This window comes from Marinobacter sp. M-5 (genome assembly GCF_032911545.1).
GTDB lineage: Bacteria > Pseudomonadota > Gammaproteobacteria > Pseudomonadales > Oleiphilaceae > Marinobacter > Marinobacter goseongensis.
The window spans coordinates 1,852,886-1,868,337 of sequence record NZ_JAWJEK010000001.1 but is presented as its reverse complement, the minus strand read 5'-3'; the positions used below and the strand labels follow the sequence as shown (position 1 = coordinate 1,868,337).

General features: G+C 58.9%; 13 protein-coding genes. 6 read left to right on the top strand and 7 right to left on the bottom strand.

Going from position 1 to position 15,452, the window contains the following annotated elements:
- Window positions 1–14: 14 nt before the first annotated feature.
- Window positions 15–2,153 (bottom strand): adenosylcobalamin-dependent ribonucleoside-diphosphate reductase, encoded by a 2,139-nt coding sequence (locus tag R0125_RS08545; RefSeq protein ID WP_317237838.1) that lies wholly within the window; start codon window positions 2,151–2,153, stop codon window positions 15–17.
- Between the two features lie 552 nt (window positions 2,154–2,705).
- Here R0125_RS08545 and R0125_RS08540 point away from each other — a divergent pair.
- Complete coding sequence (locus tag R0125_RS08540; RefSeq protein WP_248183568.1) at window positions 2,706–3,515, top strand: DUF6160 family protein; 810 nt, start codon at window positions 2,706–2,708, stop codon at window positions 3,513–3,515.
- Between the two features lie 60 nt (window positions 3,516–3,575).
- Here R0125_RS08540 and R0125_RS08535 read toward each other — a convergent pair whose 3' ends face one another.
- From R0125_RS08535 to R0125_RS08525, 3 genes are all read right to left on the bottom strand, one after another.
- A complete protein-coding gene (locus R0125_RS08535) occupies window positions 3,576–4,370 on the bottom strand; it encodes an ABC transporter ATP-binding protein (protein WP_317237837.1) in 795 nt (264 codons plus the stop codon).
- A 10-nt stretch (window positions 4,371–4,380) separates the two neighbouring features.
- Window positions 4,381–5,283: an ABC transporter permease gene (locus R0125_RS08530; RefSeq protein ID WP_248183566.1), complete on the bottom strand. Its 903-nt coding sequence runs from the start codon at window positions 5,281–5,283 to the stop codon at window positions 4,381–4,383.
- A gap of 66 nt (window positions 5,284–5,349) precedes the next feature.
- Window positions 5,350–6,324: an ABC transporter substrate-binding protein gene (locus R0125_RS08525; protein WP_248183565.1), complete on the bottom strand. Its 975-nt coding sequence runs from the start codon at window positions 6,322–6,324 to the stop codon at window positions 5,350–5,352.
- A gap of 237 nt (window positions 6,325–6,561) precedes the next feature.
- Between R0125_RS08525 and R0125_RS08520 the strand changes: the two genes are divergently transcribed.
- Both R0125_RS08520 and R0125_RS08515 read left to right on the top strand, forming a co-directional pair.
- Window positions 6,562–8,229, top strand: coding sequence for an AMP-binding protein (locus tag R0125_RS08520; protein WP_317237836.1), 1,668 nt, complete (start codon window positions 6,562–6,564; stop codon window positions 8,227–8,229).
- A gap of 146 nt (window positions 8,230–8,375) precedes the next feature.
- Entirely contained in the window at window positions 8,376–8,861 is a 486-nt protein-coding gene (locus R0125_RS08515) for a thioesterase domain-containing protein (protein WP_317237835.1), read from the top strand.
- An 18-nt stretch (window positions 8,862–8,879) separates the two neighbouring features.
- On the opposite strand, the gene R0125_RS08510 is transcribed toward R0125_RS08515, so the two are convergent.
- Both R0125_RS08510 and R0125_RS08505 read right to left on the bottom strand, forming a co-directional pair.
- The gene (locus R0125_RS08510) at window positions 8,880–10,568 is read right to left on the bottom strand and encodes an ABC transporter permease (RefSeq protein WP_248183562.1); all 1,689 of its coding nucleotides are present in this window, start codon (window positions 10,566–10,568) and stop codon (window positions 8,880–8,882) included.
- Window positions 10,569–10,675: 107 nt separating this feature from the next.
- Complete coding sequence (locus R0125_RS08505) at window positions 10,676–11,692, bottom strand: Fe(3+) ABC transporter substrate-binding protein (protein WP_317237834.1); 1,017 nt, start codon at window positions 11,690–11,692, stop codon at window positions 10,676–10,678.
- Window positions 11,693–11,881: 189 nt separating this feature from the next.
- On the opposite strand from R0125_RS08505, the gene R0125_RS08500 reads away from it, so the two are divergent.
- The 3 genes from R0125_RS08500 to R0125_RS08490 all read left to right on the top strand — a co-directional run bounded on the left by R0125_RS08500 (window position 11,882) and on the right by R0125_RS08490 (window position 14,302).
- Complete coding sequence (locus R0125_RS08500; RefSeq protein WP_317237833.1) at window positions 11,882–12,154, top strand: PilZ domain-containing protein; 273 nt, start codon at window positions 11,882–11,884, stop codon at window positions 12,152–12,154.
- Window positions 12,155–12,225: 71 nt separating this feature from the next.
- On the top strand, window positions 12,226–12,819 hold the full coding sequence (locus R0125_RS08495) for a hypothetical protein (RefSeq protein WP_317237832.1): 594 nt from the start codon (window positions 12,226–12,228) through the stop codon (window positions 12,817–12,819).
- A 175-nt stretch (window positions 12,820–12,994) separates the two neighbouring features.
- A complete protein-coding gene (locus R0125_RS08490; RefSeq protein WP_317237831.1) occupies window positions 12,995–14,302 on the top strand; it encodes an HD-GYP domain-containing protein in 1,308 nt (435 codons plus the stop codon).
- On the opposite strand, the gene R0125_RS08485 is transcribed toward R0125_RS08490, so the two are convergent.
- A complete protein-coding gene (locus R0125_RS08485) occupies window positions 14,303–15,436 on the bottom strand; it encodes an organic solvent ABC transporter permease (protein WP_317237830.1) in 1,134 nt (377 codons plus the stop codon).
- Window positions 15,437–15,452 lie beyond the last annotated feature (16 nt).

Sequence of the window (15,452 nt, the reverse complement as noted above, 5' to 3'; positions counted from 1 at the left end):
TGTCGGTTACCGGATCAATATTTTCCGTAGGTGCCTTCTTTGAGGGCGTCGAAGAGGTTGGCGGCGTTGTGAATTTCGCCGTCGTATTCAACCTGCTCGTTACCCTTCAGGGTCACCTTGCTGCCGTCATCCAGTGTGAATTCGTACAGGGTGTTTTCCAGGTCTTTCTCTTTGACCAGTACACCCTGGAACGCCTCGGGGTTGAAGCGGAAGGTGGTGCAACCCTTCAGGCCCATGTCATAGGCATAGAGGTAAATGTTCTTGAATTCCTGGTAGGCGAAGTCAGTAGGCACGTTCGCGGTTTTGGAAATCGAGGAATCTACCCATTTCTGCGCAGCGGCCTGAATGTCTACGTGCTGGGCCGGTGTGACGTCGTCCGAAGTGGTGAAGTAGCTGGGCAGCTTCTTGTCTTCCTCTTCGGAGAACGGCATGGCGCCGGCGTTCACCAGGTGGCGGTAGGCCAGCAGCTCGAAGGAGAACACGTCGACTTTCTCTTTCGTCTTGCGGCCTTCGCGGATGATGTTGCGGGCGTAGTGGTGCGAGAAGCTCGGCTCAATGCCGTTACTGGCGTTGTTGGCCAGTGACAGGCTGATGGTGCCGGTGGGCGCGATGGAGGTGTGGTGGGTAAAGCGGCCACCTTTCTCGGCCAGCTGCTCGACCACGTCCGGCGCGACCTTGGCGATTTCCTGCATGTATCGGCTGTACTTGGCGTGCAGTACCTTGCCTTTGAGCTTGTCGCCCAGCTTGTAGCCGTCTTCAGCCAGCCGCGGGCACTTGCCCATCATTTTCGGGGTGATCTCGAACTCGTCGTCCATGATCGGGGCCGCGCCTTTCTCTTCAGCCAGGGCCAGAGACTGGCGCCAACCTTCCACGGCCATTTCACGCACCACGTCTTCGGTGAACTGCACAGACTCTTCCGAACCATAAGGCATACGCAGCATGGCGAGGGTGGAACCCAGACCGAGGATGCCCATGCCGTGGCGGCGCTTGTAGGTGATTTCGTGGCGCTGCTCGGCCAGCGGCAGGCCGTTGATTTCGACCACGTTGTCCAGCATGCGGGTGAAGATGGCCACAACCTTGCGGTACTTCTCATAGTTGAAGCTGGCCTTGTCGGTGAACGGGTAGTCCACAAACTTGGTCAGGTTCACCGAGCCCAACAGACAGCTGCCGTAGGGGGGCAGGGGCTGTTCACCGCAGGGGTTGGTGGCGCGGATGTCTTCGCAGAACCAGTTGTTGTTCATCTGGTTGACCTTGTCGATCAGGATGAATCCCGGCTCGGCGTAGTCGTAGGTGCTGGTCATGATGGTGTCCCAGATGAACTGGGCTTTCAGGGTGCGGTAGATGCGGCATGCGACCTTGCCCTCATCGTTGACCACATAGCCTTCCAGAATCGGGAAGTCGCGGTACACGAACTGGTCCGGGTTGTTCAGGTCCAGGCCTTCTTCAGCCACTTCTTTCTCGGTGACCGGGAACGACAGGTGCCAGTCGGAGTCGTTGCGCACGGCGTCGATGAAGTCTTCGGTGATCAGCAGCGAGAGGTTGAACTGGCGCAGGCGGCCGTCTTCACGCTTGGCCTGGATGAAGTCGATGATGTCCGGGTGGTGCACGTCGAAAGTAGCCATCTGCGCGCCACGGCGACCACCGGCGGACGACACGGTGAAGCACATGCGGTCGAAGATATCCATGAACGACAGCGGGCCAGAGGTGGTGGCACCGGCGCCCGCCACGTAGGCACCGCGCGGGCGCAGCGTGGAGAATTCATAACCGATGCCGCAACCGGCTTTCAGGGTCAGGCCGGCTTCGTGGTTCTTTTCCAGGATGTCGTTCATGGAATCACGAACGCTGCCAGACACGGTGCAGTTGATGGTCGATGTGGCAGGCTTGTGGGCTTCCGCGCCGGCGTTGGAGGTGATGCGACCTGCCGGGATGGCGCCGTGCTGAAGGGCCCAGATGAACTCCTTCATGTATTTGGAGCGGTTAGCTTTCGCTTCAACCTGAGACAGGGCAGTGGCTACACGTTCGTAGGTAGCGTTGATGTCTTTGTCGACCGGCTCACCGGTTTTGGTCTTGAGCTGGTACTTGCTGTTCCAGATGTCCAGCGAAGCTTCCTGCATTGGGATTGTTGTTATCACTGCCTGTGCCTTAGCGTTCATTCAGCCTTACCCCTGTGAATCAGTATTGAAAACCTGCGCCAGAGGTGGTGCCCTGGCCGGATTGTGTGCTTGTTGAACAAAACCACTAGATGTGGTGTTGGCTCCAACCGGTGTTGGCCGGTGGCATGGGCTTTGAAGCCCTTTGTAATCGCGCCAGAACAGCCGTAAGGGCTGAGCGAGCCGCTGGGGAGGTTTCTCCGGGGCGACCCTATATATGGGCGTCTTTTCACAAAGTATAACAGGATATAGTGGTCTGTGAAGAAGGAGACAACTATCGGTTGTGTCTGTGCGGCAAAGAAAATCAATGGATAGGCCCTTGAATCCACGGAATTGCCCGAAAAACCGGCAAGTTGGGTGTCTGGCCTACAAAGCACAATATGTTGTGGTTAAAAAATATTCGCCAGAATCCGCCATTCAATCGCTAACTCAGGTAATTGTGACCGGTGCACGTACCCCTTTCGGACGTGTCGCTAAAGTACGAATGTGGCGTCGAACTCTGCAGTGGCCCACCGGTAGTTAGGGAGTAATGACAACGATAAAAGGAACATAATAATGAAAGGCCTGAAACGCTCATTGCTGGCGCTGAGCATCATGGGGGTGCCGGCGCTTGCCGCGGCTGACATCCAGATGCTGGACGACAGCGCAATGGGAAACATCACCGGCCAGGCCGGTGTGACGATTGAACTGGAAACCAAATTGAACATTGATCGCTTCATCTACACCGATGAAGGCTCGCTGGAGATTAACGACATCTTCGTGGGCGGTGCAAACCGCACCGACATGTTCTCGGAAATGAACCTCAACCTCAACGGCGATGCCACGGACCGGCTCGACAACATTCGCATCAACATTGATCTGGCCAGCGACGGCGACGCCATCATCAATCTGTTGCCGTTGAGCTTCAATGCGGTGGATGTGCGGATCGCAACCGGCGCCTGGAACCTGATCGGAACCGACGGCAACACCACCATACTGGATAACTTCAATATGGACATGCTGGTGGGGTCGGGCACCATCCGGGTGGACACCGCCACGGATACCCTCAATTTCCGCACTGACATCGCCATCGATGATATGGACTTTGATGTGCCGTTTCTGGCCCTCGGGATCCGTGACTTCGAGCTGACCGGCGCCGATTACGATCTGCAGGCACCGCAGCCGTTGCGGCTGTTTGCGGCCGTTGAGCTGGATATGTACACCGCGCAGAATTCCCAGAACGTCGAAAGCCTGGCGATTGATCTGGCGAACTTTGAGGCGGATATCCGCATTGGCGGGGTGATTGTGGGGGGTACGTCCATCGGTTCTATAGCCATGGATAACCTGGCAATTACCGATACGTCGATGTTGATCTACGGTCATTGAGGCGCAGGGCTGGTGACAGCCCGATAGAAAAAGCGGGGCCCAGGCCCCGCTTTTTTTGGATCAGCCCAGCAGCAGGCTGTCGTCGTCCACTTCCAGGCCCCGCTGTTTCTCGAACAGCCCCAGCAGGTCTTTCACTTCCAGACCCTTGCGGTCTTCGCCCTCAATATCAAAGACCACTTCGCCCTGATGCAGCATCACCGTGCGGTCGCCCACTTCCAGCGCCTGTTTCATGCTGTGGGTGACCATCAGCGCCGTCAGTTTCTGCTCTTCGATAATGCGGGTGGTGAGTTCCAGCACGAAGGCAGCGGTTTTCGGATCCAGCGCGGCGGTGTGCTCGTCCAGCAGCAGTATGGCGGAGGGCGTCAAGCTGGCCATCAGCAGGCTGACAGCCTGGCGCTGGCCACCGGAGAGTAGGCCCATCTTGTCGCCGAGCCGGTTTTCCAGACCCAGCTTCAGGGTCGACAGGCTCTCGCGGAAACGCTCCATGTAGTGTTTTTTGACCGCAGTGGTCAGGCCACGGCGTTGCCCGCGCTTGATCGCCAGGGCCAGGTTCTCTTCGATGCTCAGGCCCTCGCAGGTGCCGGCCAGCGGATCCTGAAACACCCGGGCCACGCGGTTGGCACGCTTGTGGGTGGGCAGCTTGGTGACATCCACGTTGTCGACGATGATGTTGCCGCTGTCCACCATCACTTCACCGGCGAGGGCGTTCAGGAAGGTGGATTTGCCGGCGCCGTTGCTGCCAATCACGGTGACGAATTCACCCTGGTTGACGGTCAGGCTCATGCCCCGCAGCGCGGGGTTTTCCAGCGGCGTACCTTTGCCGAAGGTCAGTTTAAGATCTGTTGCGCTAATCATGCTTTACCCCTCAGGCCTTGTTGCGGGTGAAGCGGGCGACGAGTGACGCGCGCGCACCGGGCAGAACGATGGCCAGGGTGACCAGCACTGCCGTGATGAGGTTGAGATCCTGGGATTGGAGCCCGAGGAAATCAGCGTTCAGGGCGAAGGCGATGGCCAGGCGGTAGATAATGGCGCCAACCACGCAGGCAACCAGGGCCTTGATAACGGTGTTGGGGGTGATCACCGCCTCACCGCCAATCAGCGAGGCCAGGCCGATCACGATCACGCCGACACCCATGGTGACATCCGCCGCGCCCTGGCTCTGGGCAAACAGGGCGCCCGCCAGACCCACCAGGCCATTGGAGAGCGCCACACCCAGAATGATCATGCCGCCGGTGGCGATGCCCTGGGCGCGGGCCATGCGTGCGTTAGCGCCGGTGGCACGCATGGCCAGGCCGGTTTCGGATTTCATAAACCGCCACAACAGCACCAGCGAGACCAGCACCACGATCACGAACAGCAGCACCGGCACCTGATGGTAGTCCAGGGGTAGGTCGTACCAGGGGGTGAGCACGGTGTCTTCGCCCAGTAGCGCCACGTTGGGTCGGCCCATGATGCGCAGGTTGATGGAGTAGAGCGCGATCATGGTAAGGATCGATGCCAGCAGGTTGAGGATGTTCAGCTTCACGTTGAGAATTGCGGTGACCGCACCGGCGGCCATGCCGGCCAGCACGGCGGCACCGGTGGCGATCCATGGGTTCCAGCCGGCGATGATCAGCATCGCGGCGACGGCCGCGCCCAGGGGGAAGCTGCCGTCAACGGTGAGGTCCGGGAAGTCGAGAACACGAAAGGAGATATAGATGCCGAACGCCACCAGGCCGTAGATCAGGCCGGTCTCGATGGCGCCGTACAGAGCAATGTCACTGAGCATGGGTAATGTTCACTATAGATGGAACGGACGGTGCCCTCGTGAGGCCCCGCCCGTGTTGGTTCGCGGTTACTTGTCGCTTTTGACGATTTCCTGGGCGTCGTCCAGCACGTCCTGGGACAGGGTGATGCCCATGCGCTCGGCGGCTGCAGGGTTTACAAACAGGTTCAAGGTATCCACGGATTCCACGGCCATGTCGGCCGGGTTGGCACCGTTCAGGATGCGCGCCACCATGCCGCCGGTCTGGCGGCCCAGGTCGTAGTAATCAAAGCCCAGGGCAGCAACGGCACCGCGGCTGACGGTGGCGGTGTCGGCGGCGAACACCGGTATTTTGGCGCGCTCACCCACAGACACCACGGCTTCTGCGGCGCTGATTACGGTGTTATCGGTGGTCAGGTAAATGGCGTCTGCCTTGCCCACCAGTGAACGGGCCGCGCCCAGCACTTCCGAGGTCTTGGTGGCCGCGGCTTTGGTCAGTTTCAGGCCTCGGGCCTCCAGGCTGGCTTCCAGCAGTTCCACCAGCGCCACGGCGTTGGCTTCGCCGGGGTTGTAGACGGTGCCGATGGTTTTCGCATCCGGGACCACGCGCTCGAGAAGGTCGATGTGGCGCTCAATGGGCAGCATATCGGTGACGCCGGTGATGTTGGCGCCCGGCTTTTCCAGGCTCTGGACCAGTTTCGCGCCCAACGGGTCGGTGACGGCAGAGAACACCACCGGGATGTTGCGGGCGGCGGCGGCCATGGTTTGGGCAGATGGGGTGGCAATGGCCACGATCACGTCGGGGCCTTCGCCGACGAATTTGCGGGCGATCTGAGAGGCAATCGCGGAGTTACCCTGGGCGCTCTCATGCATTATGGTGAGGTTGTCGCCCTCGCTGAAGCCTTCTTCGGCAAGCTCATCCCTGACGCCCTGATAAACCGCGTCCAGTGCGGGGTGTTCAACAATCTGGGTAATGGCAACGGATTTGAGTTCGCCTGCCTGTGCCAGTCCGGCTGCGGCAAGCAGCATTGCACCGATCAGGGTTCTCAGAGCTTTATTGGCCATACGCCGTTTCTCCCGAGTGAAATGAGCCGTAATTTGAAGGTGCGAAAGTTTATCACAGCGAAAGGCGCTCGGGGGCACGCTAAGTATCTGGAAAAAAACATGAGAAGTGCAATATTTATATTGCCATCACGTTTTGACGAGAGGTGGTGTGTTGAAATACGCTACGAAAGTCTAACAAGCCCGCCAAGAGGCCCGGCTCTCGAAACAATACCAAAAACAGCAAGCAAGGAAAGGTCCATGGACACAACGAACAAACTTCCACTGGATATGGTCTATCACTGGGAAAAAGCCAAAGGCGATTCTCTGTATATGACCCAGCCGATCGGCAACGGAAAAGTCGTGGAGTACACCTGGAAGCGGGCCGTTGACGAATCCCGCCGGATGGCGTCTTACCTCAAGTCTCTCAACCTGCCGGAGAAAAGCCGGATAGGTATTATCTCCAAGAACTGCGCCCAGTGGATCATGTCGGATTGGGCAATCTGGATGGCCGGCCATATTTCCGTGCCGCTGTATCCCACGTTAAACGCAGACACCGTGCGCTACATCCTTGAACACAGTGAATGCGAGCTGCTGTTCGTGGGCAAGCTGGACGACTGGGACATGATGAAGCCGGGCGTGCCCGAGACCCTGCGTTGTGTGTCTTACCCGCTGAGCCCGCCCAACGATTTCGAAACCTGGGATGACCTGGTCGCCAAGTACCCGCCCATGGAAGAGAACACCCAGCGGGAAGCCGACGAGCTGGCCACCATTGTGTACACCTCCGGCAGTACCGGTCGCCCCAAGGGTGTGATGCTGAGTTTCAATAACATGGCGTTTGCTGCCGCCGGTGGAACCCAGGTGCTGGGTGTGGGCTCTGAAGAGCGCATGCTGTCGTACCTGCCGCTGGCCCACGTTTTCGAGCGCACGTTCGTTGAGCTGGGTTCGGTGTATACCGGTTTCGAGCTGTACTTTGCGGAATCCCTGGATACCTTCGTACAGGATCTGCAGCGGGCTGAACCGACGTTGTTCCTTTCAGTGCCGCGGCTGTGGGTGAAGTTCCAGCACGGTGTGCTGCAGAAGCTGCCCAAGCAAAAACTTGATAAGTTGCTGAAGATTCCGGTTGTAAAAGGTTTGATTAAAAAGAAAATTCTCAAAGGCCTGGGCCTGAGCAAAGTGAAGCTGGCCGGCAGCGGTTCGGCGCCTTTGTCCAGCGATGTGCTCGACTGGTACCGCAATCTGGGGCTGGAGCTGCTCGAGGGTTATGGCATGTCCGAGAACTTTGCCTATTCCCACATGAACAAGCCCGGCAGGTCCCGCACTGGGTACGTGGGTGAGGCGGCGCCGGGTGTGGAAGTGAAGATCAGCGAGCAGGGCGAAGTGCTGGTCAAGAGTCCGGCCACCATGATGGGCTACTACAAGGACGAAGAGAAAACCCGCGAAGCCTTCACCGAGGACGGTTTTCTGAAAACCGGTGACAAGGGCGAGATCGATGAAATGGGCCGCCTCAAGCTGACCGGTCGCCTCAAAGAGATCTTCAAGACCAGCAAGGGCAAGTACATTGCGCCCGCACCGATCGAGAACCGCTTGATGTCTCACGATGCCATCGAAATGGTCTGTGTATCCGGTGCCAACCAGACTCAGCCCCACGCGCTGGTGATGCTGGGCGAGGAAATTCGCCCGAAAATGGCTGACGAGGGCTTCCGCAAGGAGATTGAGGAAAGCTTTAAGAAGCTGATCACCGATGTGAACAAGACCGTGGATCCCCACGAGCAACTGGCGTTCATTACCGTGGTCAGTGACGAGTGGTCCATCGAGAACAGCTTCCTGACACCCACCCTGAAGCTGAAGCGTAATGTGGTAGAGGATGCCTACCAGGAGAAGGTCGACAGCTGGTACGCCAAGCGTCAGCCGGTGATCTGGCAGTAAGCATCACTGACAGCCACTGTGACTGGTGGTGATCCAAAAGACCCGGACCCTGTCCGGGTCTTTTGCGTTTGGTCACACAATGCCTACATAAGTCGCATAGGGCGATCCGGGCCGTCGAACTAAAATGAAACGTATCAGGAGGGACTATGACGCAATTAGGCCGTTTCCAGAAACGCATTCACGACGCTATTCCGATTACCCGTGCACTGGGGATTGAAGTGCTTGATTACGATGGCCGAGCGCTGCTGGTCAGCGCGCCGCTGGAGCCCAATCACAATCATCAGGGCACCGGGTTTGGTGGCAGCGTGTATTCGCTGGCGGTGACCTCGGCCTGGGGGCTGATCGAGCTGGCCATTGCCGATATGGGTCTGAAGGGCAATGTGGTGGTGCAAAGTGGCAGCATCGATTACCTGACGCCCGTGGAGGGGGATTTCTACTCGCTGTGCCGGTTGCCGGCCGGTGAGGTGCCGGACCGGTTTCGCAAGAGCCTGGCACGACACGGTAAGGGTCGGTTGGCATTGCACGCCGATGTCTATTGCGGTGAGCCCACCATGGAACCCCGTGGAGCGCCTGTTGCTACTTTCCAGGGACGTTTCGTGGTTCAGGATACGGAATCACGCCCGGTGCTCTGAATGCCGCTATCGGCGCCTTCAGGCGATACGGCGGCTACCAGAAATGGAGCGGCTCATCAGGATGATGGGCACTATCCCCGCCAACACAATCACCAGCGCCGGCAGGGCGCTCTGCGCCAGCTGCTCGTCCGAGGCAAACTGATACACATAGGTTGCCAGCGTATCGAAATTGAACGGGCGCAGAATCAAGGTGGCCGGCAATTCCTTCATGCAATCCACGAACACCACCAGGGCGGCGGTCAGCAGCGTGCCCCGCAGCATCGGCAGATGCACTTTCACCAGCGTGTTACCCGGCGAATGGCCGAGCGAGCGTGAAGCCATATCCATGCTTGGGGTGATCTTCTGCAGCGCGCTCTCCACGCTGCCGGCGGACACCGCCAGGAAACGCACGGTGTAGGCAAACACGAGGGCGAAGGCCGAGCCGCTCAGTAACAGGCCGGTGCTGACGTTGAAAGTGTTGCGCATCACCGAATCCAGCCAGTTGTCAAAACCTGCCAGCGGAATGATCACACCCACCGCCAGTACCGCGCCGGGCATGGCGTAACCCAGGCTGGAGAGGCGCATCATGATCTGCATGCCACGGGTGTTGTGCAGACGGCGACTGTAGGCCAGTGTGACGCCGATCAGCAGGGTGGTGAACGCGGCGGTGCCGGACAGGAACAGGCTGTTCAGAGTGTTGCGGAAGAACGTGGAGTTCCAGCTTTCATCAAAGTATTCCCAGGCGAACTGGCCGAGGGTGATGGCGGGAATCACAAAGCCGAGAATCACCGGGATGGCGCACACCGCCACGCAGATCAGCTGGCGCGGCATGGACATGGTAAAGCGGCGGATAGGATCGCGGTTGTCCCGCGCCGCAAACTGCTGCTGGCGCCGGCGTGAATAGCGCTCCAGGGTGACCAGAATCACCATGAACATCAGCATGGTGGAGGCAATCTGTGCGGCACCACCGAGGTTACCCAGGTTCATCCAGGTGTCGAACAGGCCGGCGGTGAGCGTTTGCACTGCGAAGAAGTCCACGGTGCCGAAATCATTGAGAGTTTCCATCAGCACCAGCGACAGGCCCACGGCGATGGCGGGCCGGGCGATGGGCAGTACAATCCGGAAGAAGGTGCTGATGGCGGAGTGGCCCAGGCTGCGGCTGACCGCAAACAGAGACGGCGACTGCTCCAGGAAGGCCGCCCGCGCCAGCAGGTAAACGTAGGGGTAAAGCACCAGGCCGATCATCAGGGTGGCGCCCTCCAGGGTGCGGATCTCCGGGAACCAGTAGTCCTGGGCGCTGGTCCAGCCAAACCACTCCCGCAGGGTGACCTGTACGGGGCCGGCGTAATCCAGCAGGCTGGTATAGACATAGGCGATCACATACGCCGGTACCGCAAAGGGCAACAGCATGGCCCACTCGAAAAACCGCCGGCCGGGGAATTCACACATGGTGACGGCCCACGCCGTGGCCAGACCGATGACCAGGGTAATGCCGGCAACGCCCAGCATCAGTTTGATGGTGGTGGTCAGGTAGCGGGGCAGGGTGGTGTCGAGCAGATGGGGCCAGATGTTTTCTTCAGGGAAGAAGGCCAGAAAAATCACCGAAAGAACCGGGAGCGCCACGATGGCGGTGGTCAGCGCGGCGGAGATCAACCAGCGCTTGGAGGTACGCTTCGCCAGCAGTGGCTGTGTCAGCCCGGGAGCACCGCTGGTTACTGCCTCGCTCATGTTGGTCCTTTGGCGTTCAAAAAAGAGATCCGATTCTAGTCACCCGAGCGGGCCTCTGCAAACTAAAAAGGGTGGGCAGCGCCCACCCTTGCTCGTTCGCGACGGTGTTACTCGCCGTCGTAGTCTACACGGTCAACCAGCTTCACGGCGGCATTGCGGTTGTTCGCAATCTCCTGCAGTGACAGGTCGTCCGGGTTGATCTCGCCCCACTCGGCGACGAGGCCTGAAGGCTGAACATCCGGGTTGGCCGGGTATTCGGTGTTGGCTTCTGCGTAAATACGCTGAGCCTCGTCTGTGGACAGGAACTCCATCAGGCGAAGTGCGTTTTCGCGGTTCGGCGCGCTCTTGGTCAGCGAGATACCACTGATATTAACATGGGTGCCGCGATCGTCCGCGTTCGGGAACACCAGACGAACCGCTTCAGCGGCCGGGCGCTGGTTCTCGTCGTTCAGCATGTTGCCGTAGTAATAGCTGTTACCGATGGCGATGTCACACACGCCTTCGGAGATGGCCTTGATCTGGTCACGGTCGCCGCCCTGGGGCTTGCGGGCCAGGTTGTCTTTCACGCCTTCCAGCCACTTTTCGGTTGCTTCCTCACCGTGGTGGGCAATCATTGAGGAGATCAGGGCGATATTGTAGGGATGCTTGCCGCTGCGGGTGCAGATGCGGTCATTCCACTTGTCGTCGGCCAGTTCTTCGTATGTGGTGATCTCACCTTCTTCAACACGCTCGTTCGACGTGAAGATCAGACGGCCACGGGTGGTCAGTGCAAACCATTTGCCTTCCGGATGACGCAGGTTTTCCGGAATGTTGTCTGCCAGGGTTTCGCTGTCCACACCGGCGACCAGGTCGCGCTCAACCAGCTCGTTGATGCGGGAAATGTCGACCGTCATGACCACGTCGGCGGGGCTGTTGCGGCCTTCGCGCTCAAGACGCTCTGCCAGACCCTGTTTGGCGAAAACCACGTTGGCCTTGATGCCGGTTTCCTGTTCAAAAGCGTTCAGCAGCGGCTCCAGCAGATACGCCTGGCGATAGGAGTAGATGTTGACTTCGCCGTCGGCGGAAGCGCTCAGGGGCATCACAGACAGGGCCATTGCAGTGGCGGCAGCCAGTTTCATTCGCATAGCGTGTGTCCTTTGTCGGGCAGATGGTTGAGTTATCACCTGGTTGACAGGAGATAGCACTAAAAACAACAACCATTCTCATTAGTGTTAACGATCATGTCAAGGTGCTGTTGCTGATTTTGCCCAAAATGGTGCTATGCTTCGGAAAGCCCTAAAAACTATGCAAAAAAAGCGGTGGATACACGGTTTATGGTTGGCAACGATCGCAGAGAACACTGTCGCACCGCTTTGAGTGCGAAGGTGAAGGTGCAGCACGCCACCCTCGGGGAGTTCCTGTTCTCAACACGGGACATTTCTGACGGCGGTATCTTCATTGTGGTGGAGAGCGATCCCTTCGAGCCCGCGATGGGAGACCGTGTGCAAGTGCAGGTGCAGGGATTGCCAGTGCCGGCGCCGGTGCTGGAAATGGTTGTGGTGCGCAAGACCAATGACGGCTTCGGTCTGCAATTTGCGGATCAATAAACGGTTTCCCGGCCACGGCTGTGGATAATAGCCAGTGCTGATCCGTCATTCTCAAGCCGTGAAGTGCCCAAATGAATCGTTTTCGCCAGATTACCCTGCGCCTGTCTTTCTTGTTTGTTGTCTCTGCCCTCAACGGATGTGCCTCTTATTACAGCCATTATGGCGCCTTCCTGGCGGAAAATTCCGCGGGCGAGGCGCGGCAGGTGGTGTTGAGCTGGCAAACGGCGGAATACCCCGGCTGGTGGGTAAAAGACAGCCAGTCTACGCCGATCCGGGTGGCTACTCAGTGCAGTGAGCGGGCCTGGCGCCTGACCGATGATTCCCACCGTGATCCGGCCAGTTGCGGTGACGGTATCCGCGCCTGTGGGCGGCCGGGACAGGACCTGGTTGCGGCCAGCGGGCAGCCGGCAGGTGAAGACGATGTGTGCCTGTCCATAGACCCCGGAGAGAGCCTGTCGAAGGTGACCGATATTGGCCAGTCCATGACCCTGTTGGTGTCCTGCGAGCCGGTGAGCACCAGCCGTCAGGCCGAAGACGAGGAAGAGAACACCGATTACCTTCGCGCCTCAGTGGTGCCCTACAGGGTCTACATCCGCAAAGCGCCCCGGGGCGCGCTGAATGGGCGCCCGCCCGCCGTGGACGATTCGGTGTGTGACGCAGATTGACACTTTTGGTCCGGAAGTGTGCGTCACGTCACGTTGCTACATTTTGTTTCCTCATGATGACTATCGTTACCTCCTGTTGCTTTCAAGTTACTTTGGACTACAAATATGTAATGGACTCTATCGTTTGAGCCGTCAAAATAGTCAGTATCGATTGTTGTAAAAATTGAGGTGCACCGTGGGCGTTCGTCAGAAGAAAATCGCCGTACAAGATCTGGAAATCGGCATGTTTGTGTCCGATCTGGACCGGCCATGGCACCAGACTCCGTTCCCGATTCAGGGCTTTCCTGTTCGCTCCCAGGACGACATCCGCTCGGTTGTGTCTTACTGCAAGTGGGTATTGATTGATGTCGCGGAGGCTCGTGAGAAAATCGATGCCGGCAAGGATCCCGGGCCAGTGTTTGGTCAGCGCGCGCGGAGAATGGGCGGCAACCGGGAAGTCATTCAGCTGCCGCCGCTTCACATCCGCGAGCCGGTTCATTATGAGACCACCACCACCATGAAGCGGGAGCTGAAGGTCTCGGGCATGGTGCTGGCAGATGCAGAGATCGCGCTCAAGCGTGTGTCTGAAACCATCAAGCGCCAGGCTACGCCCGATCTGCGGGAAGTGGCGGGCGTTACCCGCAACATGGTGTCCAGCGTGGTGCGCAATCCGGACGCTCTGCTGTGGCTGAGCCGTACCCGCCAGCATGACGACTTCATCTACCGGCACGCCATGAATACGGCAGTCTGGGCTCTGGTGTGCGGGCGTGAGCTGGGACTGAACGAAGGGTTGTTGAACCATCTGGGTCTGGGGTGTCTGTTGTCGCAGATCGGCAAGATCGCGCTGCCGGTCTCCATGCTGGAAAATGAAGACAAGCTCAGCCCTGATCAATTCGCGGAATACCGCACCTACGTCAATCGTGGCGTGGCCATGCTGGACGGTTGCGGGGTTTCTCGAGCGGTAATCAGTGTGGTGCAGGGGCACCGGGAGCGTCACAACGGTTCCGGCTTCCCGGAAGGTATTCGTGGCGACCGCATCCCACTGCTGGCCAAGATTGCCGGGCTGGCGGAGTTCTTCGAAAACCTGATCGGCCCGCGTGCGTCGTCCGAGCCGATGACGCCGGCCAAAGCCGTGCGGCTGCTGTATGACATGCGGAACATTGAGTTCCAGGAAGATCTGGTTGAAACGTTCATTCAGGCGGTGGGTATCTATCCCACCGGTAGCCTGGTGCAGCTCAATGATGGCCAGCGTGGGATGGTGGTGTCGCATTCACCGGAACGCCGGTTGTGGCCGAGGGTGATGGTAATGACGGACCAATTCCAGAAGCCACTGAAGTCGGCGAAGGTGATTGATCTGGCGAGCTTCAACGCGAACAAGGAAGCCGGTGAAACCCTGTCCATTGCCGAGTGCCTGCCCCATGGCACCGAAGGACTGAACCCCGAGCATTACGACGTTACCGGTACTGAATCCCGCTGGAATCTTGCGCGCCTGGTTGGCGCCTGATCAGCGAATGAGCACCCTGAGGCTTTTTCGTATCCAGCGGTAGGTGTTGTCCGGTCGAAAACTGATGACGATTTCCGATTCGCCGCCGCTGGCGCCCGCCACGAAATAATCCACCGTTGCTGACTGCCAGTCGAAACTGTGCACCACCACATCCTGCTGGCGGGTGCTGATGGCCTCTATCTGCGCCAGCCCGGTATCGCTACCTACGCGGCGCACATCCACGCTTTTAATCCCGGTGTCGGACGGGGAGTAACTGGCGGTCTCGTTGTTGAGATAGTAGCGGTTGCCATAGGTGGTGGTGATGGCGTTGAGCTCGCGGGTGAGGTAATCCTCAGCCGCCTCGCGATCGAAGTCGTCCAGGCTGCGCCGGGCTTCGAGAATGCTGTCTCGCTTGTTCTCAAGATCTTCCTGGTATTCCACATCCGGGTCGCGGTCGTCTTCGTTTTCCGGGCGTGGCGGCAGGGCGTCAATCTCGGACTGGGTGGGCGGTGCGTCGCAGAGTTCGTCGTCCTCCGGGTAGAAACAGATAGCTGCCAGCAGCTGATTGGCCGGCGACGGGGTGGGTTCGCTCTCTGATCCGGTGTGGGCAAACTCGGCTTCGCTGACGGAAAAATCAATCGGCGCCGTGAGGTCGGGCAGGGCCGCATTCAGCTGGCTGATGACCCTTTCACGCAATTCGATACCGTCGGTTTCCTTCAGGTTTTCCTCCCAGTTCAGTGCCAGCAGCAACCGCGTGAGATTGATCAGGGCATTGTCACTGAGCAGCGCCTGCTCGGTCAGTGTGTGGGTACGAAGGCCCTCATCGTCTGTGCCGGGGTTGTCGAGTTTCTGCCGGGTGTCTTCGAAAAACTCCAGTGGGGTGACAAATTCTTTTGCCGGAACATCCTCCGCCAGCGTGAGGTCGCCAACACGGAAGCTGACCGTTTCGCCCGGGTAGTACTGGTACTGCCCCTGCGCGTCGGTGTGCCCGGTGCGACTGGCGGTACGGTAACTGACGCCGCTGAAACCATGGACGTTAACAGCGCCGGTGCGGGTGTCGTCGTCGTTGCTGCCACCGCCGTCATCGAGGCAGCCGGTGAGGGTGAGTGCGGTAACCAGTGTCAGGCAGAGGCGAGGGTGGTGAACGGATTTCATGGTCTGGCGTACATTC